The organism is Alteromonas halophila (assembly GCF_014651815.1).
Lineage (GTDB): Bacteria > Pseudomonadota > Gammaproteobacteria > Enterobacterales > Alteromonadaceae > Alteromonas > Alteromonas halophila.
This window is the reverse complement of sequence record NZ_BMXP01000034.1, coordinates 1-947: the sequence shown is the minus strand read 5'-3', so window position 1 is coordinate 947 and position 947 is coordinate 1. Positions and strand designations below refer to the sequence as shown.

Genomic DNA, 947 nt, shown 5'->3' with positions numbered 1-947 from the left:
GGTTAGTTTAACCTTCGGGAGAACGATCACCACTTTGTGTTTCATGACTGGGGTGAAGTCGTAACAAGGTAACCGTAGGGGAACCTGCGGTTGGATCACCTCCTTACCAAAAGAATCGACTTTGATACTGTTAATGCAGTGCCTACACAGATTGTCTTGTTTGAAAAGAACGACCAAAGATTTACGGGGCTATAGCTCAGCTGGGAGAGCGCCTGATTTGCATTCAGGAGGTCAGCAGTTCGATCCTGCTTAGCTCCACCACAGGCTTGTAGCTCAGCTGGTTAGAGCGCACCCCTGATAAGGGTGAGGTCGGCAGTTCAAGTCTGCCCAAGCCTACCATTTACCTACAAACACTTGCTTCGCAAGTGGCGCGGTAAATTGCTTATCGCCGATGTGAAATCGGCTGGCAATTAACCTGCTTGCTAAAGGTGATGTTTTGGTCGCAGTGGATATAAATCCTAATGAATATTTACTCGTAGCAGTAAGCATTGATTAGGGTTTTTTACCCTAAGGTGAAATGATTCGTCATTGAGCCGAACGTTCTTTAACAATTTGGAAAGCTGATATTAGTAATCAATCAAAATTGAGTAACTGAGAGAATTGACAGCAAGCTAAGTTTTAACAACTGAGCGAACTGTGAGTCCTCCTTGCGCAAAAGTCGCGATGAAAGCTTCGCAATCATCACGATTTTGCACGTAACTACTCTACTTGACTTGAATTGCTTGTTATCAACATTGATTGATAGCAAGGCAATTCCACGATTAGCTTGTCATCATACAGCAGGTGTTAATTCATCGCTCAATAGAGAAGTCAAAAGGCTCTTTGGGGTTGTATGGTTAAGTGACAAAGCGTATACGGTGGATGCCTTGGCAGTTAGAGGCGATGAAGGACGTGTAAGTCTGCGAAAAGCTGTGGTGAGCTGACAAAACGCATTTGAGCCACAGATG

Annotated in this window: 2 tRNA genes and 2 rRNA genes; all 4 read left to right on the top strand. The window is 44.5% G+C overall.

Going from position 1 to position 947, the window contains the following annotated elements:
- Positions 1-106 (top strand): 16S ribosomal RNA (locus tag IE054_RS17790); the annotation flags it as partial.
- Between the two features lie 79 nt (positions 107-185).
- Positions 186-261 (top strand) — tRNA-Ala (locus tag IE054_RS17785).
- 1 nt (position 262) lies between these two features.
- Positions 263-339: transfer RNA gene (locus IE054_RS17780), tRNA-Ile, on the top strand.
- Between the two features lie 495 nt (positions 340-834).
- A 23S ribosomal RNA gene (locus IE054_RS17775) occupies positions 835-947 on the top strand; the annotation flags it as partial.